The organism is Halomonas sp. NPDC076908 (genome assembly GCF_050269715.1).
Lineage (GTDB): Bacteria > Pseudomonadota > Gammaproteobacteria > Pseudomonadales > Halomonadaceae > Vreelandella.
The window spans coordinates 1-3,992 of the sequence record NZ_JBNNIW010000083.1; the positions used below are offsets into that span (position 1 = coordinate 1).

6 protein-coding genes and 1 rRNA gene are annotated in these 3,992 nt (G+C 49.2%); 3 read left to right on the forward strand and 4 right to left on the reverse strand.

Annotated features, from left to right (window positions below; translation table 11 throughout):
* Positions 1 to 203: 203 nt before the first annotated feature.
* A 5S ribosomal RNA gene (gene rrf, locus ACQKE4_RS20250) occupies positions 204 to 319 on the forward strand.
* 151 nt (positions 320 to 470) lie between these two features.
* Here the strand turns inward: rrf and ACQKE4_RS20255 are convergent.
* The 4 genes from ACQKE4_RS20255 to flgA all read right to left on the reverse strand — a co-directional run bounded on the left by ACQKE4_RS20255 (position 471) and on the right by flgA (position 2,842).
* A complete protein-coding gene (locus ACQKE4_RS20255) occupies positions 471 to 1,211 on the reverse strand; it encodes an SDR family NAD(P)-dependent oxidoreductase (protein WP_427390015.1) in 741 nt (246 codons plus the stop codon).
* 91 nt (positions 1,212 to 1,302) lie between these two features.
* Positions 1,303 to 1,752 carry a flagella synthesis protein FlgN gene (locus ACQKE4_RS20260; RefSeq protein WP_427390017.1) on the reverse strand — a complete coding sequence of 150 codons (450 nt, stop codon included), beginning with the start codon at positions 1,750 to 1,752 and terminating at the stop codon, positions 1,303 to 1,305.
* Between the two features lie 11 nt (positions 1,753 to 1,763).
* A complete protein-coding gene (gene flgM / locus ACQKE4_RS20265) occupies positions 1,764 to 2,030 on the reverse strand; it encodes a flagellar biosynthesis anti-sigma factor FlgM (RefSeq protein WP_427390019.1) in 267 nt (88 codons plus the stop codon).
* A 95-nt stretch (positions 2,031 to 2,125) separates the two neighbouring features.
* Positions 2,126 to 2,842: a flagellar basal body P-ring formation chaperone FlgA gene (gene flgA / locus ACQKE4_RS20270; RefSeq protein ID WP_427390021.1), complete on the reverse strand. Its 717-nt coding sequence runs from the start codon at positions 2,840 to 2,842 to the stop codon at positions 2,126 to 2,128.
* A gap of 189 nt (positions 2,843 to 3,031) precedes the next feature.
* Between flgA and flgB the strand changes: the two genes are divergently transcribed.
* The gene (flgB, locus tag ACQKE4_RS20275) at positions 3,032 to 3,466 is read left to right on the forward strand and encodes a flagellar basal body rod protein FlgB (protein WP_427390023.1); all 435 of its coding nucleotides are present in this window, start codon (positions 3,032 to 3,034) and stop codon (positions 3,464 to 3,466) included.
* Positions 3,467 to 3,498: 32 nt separating this feature from the next.
* A complete protein-coding gene (gene flgC / locus ACQKE4_RS20280; RefSeq protein ID WP_427390025.1) occupies positions 3,499 to 3,921 on the forward strand; it encodes a flagellar basal body rod protein FlgC in 423 nt (140 codons plus the stop codon).
* Positions 3,922 to 3,992: the final 71 nt, after the last annotated feature.

The window sequence follows — 3,992 nt, forward strand, 5'->3', positions numbered from 1 at the left end:
GTGTGGAAGCGCTGCAAGGCGTTGAGCTAACGTGTACTAATGGCCCGTGAGGCTTGACCCTATAACACCCAAGGGGTCTGGTCGTGATGATAACGAACGAGTGTGAACGCACTCAGAGAGCCGGATACGCAGCAGCAAGCCAAGATGCTTGCCGGAAAGAGACGATCACAAAACACTCAGCATGATATGCATTACAAGTTACGCCTGACGACCATAGCACGCGTGAACCACCTGATCCCATGCCGAACTCAGCAGTGAAACCGCTTAGCGCCGATGGTAGTGTGGGGTCTCCCCATGCGAGAGTAGGTCATCGTCAGGCACTTATTTAAGAAAACCCCCGAGCACCCTGTGCTCGGGGGTTTTTTATTGCGTGGAAAAAAGAAACCCGCCATGTCATGGCGAGGAGCGCAGCGACGCGGCCAGCTCGGTGTTCGGTGGTACTTTGAAAGTGCCGATATTGAAAAGCAAAACTACCACTCGATAGATCTCCCATCCCAATCCCAAAAGCTCCCACTATCTTCAGGCGTTCGCTGAGCGATGACTGCCAGTAGCTGCTCCGCAACAAATGTAGGTGAGAAAAGCTTTTCGTTAGGTACCCTTGCTTGAAAGGGTTTAGAGAGAGCCGTATCCGTTGTTCCAGGGTGTAGGCATAGCACGGCTGACTGCTTGTTGAGCCGTTTGAGCTCAATTGATGCTGTTTTGAGCAACATATTGTGCGCTGCTTTACTGGCACGATAGCTATACCAGCCCCCCAATTGATTATCGGTTATAGAGCCAACCCGAGCGGAAAGGCTGGCGATAATCGTTGGATGCGAGCCCTTAAAAGAGTCTTGGAGAGTAGCTAGCAGCAAAATAGGCGTGAAGGCATTGATGTTCATTACCTGTGCAAGAGCATCAGCGCTAAGCTGATCAAGGCGTTTTTCTGGCTGAAGATGGAGAGCGTCATCATGAAGGATGCCGATGGCATTGAAAAAAAAGTGGATAGGCTGTGCTGCCACTGCTTTCTTGAGCTTAAGCCGCCCTGCTTGTTCAGATACATCAAGCCTTAGATAAGTTATTCGTTCATCGTTTGATTGTAGCGACTGGCGGCTAACCGCAATAATATGGCCAACGTTTGACGAGACAAGCAGTTGCTGGATGATAGCCGCACCTATTCCACCAGATGCACCTATTACTAACGCAGTGAAATGCTGTGGGAGTCGACTAAGCATGGTTTACCTATGAATGCCAATTAGTTATTAAGGCTTCATTGAAACGTTACGCTGCATGCTTGTCGAGATATAAAAGCAGAGATAAAAAATATCAGGCTGAGGCGTTGATTCTACCAGGTTGGGCGCTGTTCCGTCCGTCCGGCTTATACAGCGTTTTTTCTGCAATTTGCCGAATATAGTCTAGCATAGCTTGATTATGCTTCATGCGCACAGACAGCATCTGACCCGTAAGCTCGTTCATACGTGCCGCGCGTTCGCTTTTCTCCAGCAAGTTTTCCCAGGCCGTTTGGCATCCCGCGTCTTGCGCTGCAGTTCTCGCACCGCTTGCACCATCCGAGTAGCCTAAGCGTTTTTGCACGCTGCGCCGAACACTCTCAATGCGTTCGAGTTCTTCAAGTAGGGCTTGCTTCTTAATAGCCACTTGCGCCAAGGCATCACCGTCAACATCACCTTGCGTTAGCAGATTTTGCTCGCTAGACAACAAAGATACCAGCGCGTCTAGGCGCTGTTGCTGGTTAGTCAGTAGGTTAGCAAGGCTCATTACTTGTGCCCCTATAAATCTTTAAGATTAGCAATTAAACCCTCAGCGATACGGTCAGCATGCATTTCAAGACGCCCTTCGCGGATCGCGTTGCGAATTTCTTCAACCTTGGCGGTATCGATGTCCTGCGTCTCATCAATACTTAATTGGCTAAGCTGAGTTGATTCGCGAGTAGCGCCACCTGCTGTGGCTGGCGTTACGCTATTAGTTTTTTGCGTTTCATCACGCTGCTGTGTTTGGTTTGGCCGTAGCAGCGAATTAATGTTATCAATTTTCACGTTGTCTGCCTCATCGTCAACGTCGATGCGCCTAGCGCTAGTATAACTTGCTATAGATCATATCGGCAGCGCAGGGTAAAACTTTAGGTAAAGCGTTAAAAATCCACTACTAAAATACCCTGATCAGAAACGCGTGCGGTCATAATTTCACGTGAATCAAAACGCACCCTTATGCGGTCACCTAAAGCACCATTTTCAAGGGCTTCGCCTTCTCGTGAAACACGAAAGGACGAACCCTGTGCTATGACCGTAACGCGTTGTCCGCGTTCAACTAAGTGAGGGGCTTGTAAGAATTGGGTTAAAAAAGTGCTCCCGCTACGAATAGGCCGCTGGGCTATTTTACCCACGATATCTTTCTCATCTGTTAGCGCCTGAGCAGCAAGTTCACCTAGATTGCCGCCGCGCTCGCTCAGCATCTCAGCGGTAATCAGCGTACCGCGCTCAATGTCCCTGGCTGCGACGACATAGCTACCAATAATATCAATTTGGGCCTGCAAATAACGAACTTGTCGGCTGTCTGAGCCACAACGCACTCCCACAGAGACGCGACCTACAGGGGCTTGATTTGCATTGGGCAGGAAAGGCTCAGGTTGAACACAGGTAGGTAAATGGGGAGAGGGAGGACGTAAATCAATGACAACTTCTTCGCCTAGCGCCTGCGTTTCTTGATACAAAAACTGGTGTACCTGATGAAGAAGTTCATCATCATTTGCTTGGGCGTTACTTACAAAAAGGGTTAATAAGCTTACCAATATGCCAAGTATTTTGTAGCGGCATAGGATGGTTAGCGGAGCAAAGCGCTTTCGTAGCATTAGGAAAAGTCACTTAGAAGGGAGATAACCAGGAGAACCACCTAGCCAGTGTAACGAAAAGGAGTGAGGTGTATCACGTGAAATGCTGGTAGAAACGCAAGCTGTTCCATGCTTTAGGCTGACAGGTACAGACGTATTCTTCATCATCAACAAAATCCATTTCATTTTTTCCTCAACGTGAGGCTTGGCATGATTGATCAACTGGAATCTGCCTTTAATTACCACCAAAAAGCACTGGGTTTACGCCAAGCGCGTCATGAAGTGTTGGCGTCAAATATTGCGAATGCCGATACGCCAAACTACAAAGCGCGCGATATTGACTTTGCAAGTGAGTTGAAAAAAGCCGTAGACGGCACTCAGGGCGCTGGTAGCAATACCGGGGGAGGCCTAACATTGGCGCGCACTTCCGGCAACCATATCGCTGGAGAGGGCCCTGCATGGCGCGGCGCGGGTAGCGCTGATTTGCTTTACCGGATTCCTGATCAGCCAAGTCTAGATGGAAATACGGTTGATATGGATCGTGAGCGTACGCAGTTTGCTGATAATGCTGTTCGTTATCAAGCCGGCCTCACCATTCTTAACAGCCGTATACAAGGGCTTAAAAATGCGATGCAGCCTGAATAACCCAGGCTAGTTTCGTAAGGAGATAGAAAAAGATGTCGATGTTTTCCGCGTTTGATATTGCCGGCTCGGCAATGAGTGCTCAGTCCCAGCGAATGAACGTTACCGCCAGTAATATGGCGAATGCTGATAGCGTTGCTGGACCTGATGGCGAAACCTACCGGGCAAAGCACGTCATGTTTGAAACGCAGGCCCAAAGCACGCACTACGGCGTGGGCGGCGTTCGCGTGACGGAAGTGGTTGAGGACAATTCACCATTACGTATGGAGTATATGCCTAATCACCCAGCGGCAGATGAAGATGGTTATGTGGCAAAGCCTAATGTTGAGCCCGTACATGAAATGGTCAATATGATCTCCGCTTCACGCTCTTATCAGGCCAATATCGAAGTCTTTAATACCAGCAAGCAAATGCTAATGCAGACGCTTTCCCTGGTAAGCGTTCATTCCAAGACGTAGTTGACCTACTTCACGTCCCGGAGAGGTCTCAATAACTCCGGCGAGACCTTGTACTGCTTCCTGCCATCCTC

Bases quoted from the DNA above. Each gene is read 5' to 3' on its own strand.
- flgB (WP_427390023.1), top strand. From the start codon at position 3,032: ATGATTGATCAACTGGAATCTGCCTTTAATTACCACCAAAAAGCACTG.
- ACQKE4_RS20255 (WP_427390015.1), bottom strand. From the start codon at position 1,211: ATGCTTAGTCGACTCCCACAGCATTTCACTGCGTTAGTAATAGGTGCA.
- ACQKE4_RS20260 (WP_427390017.1), bottom strand. From the start codon at position 1,752: ATGAGCCTTGCTAACCTACTGACTAACCAGCAACAGCGCCTAGACGCG.
- flgC (WP_427390025.1), top strand. From the start codon at position 3,499: ATGTCGATGTTTTCCGCGTTTGATATTGCCGGCTCGGCAATGAGTGCT.
- flgA (WP_427390021.1), bottom strand. From the start codon at position 2,842: ATGCTACGAAAGCGCTTTGCTCCGCTAACCATCCTATGCCGCTACAAA.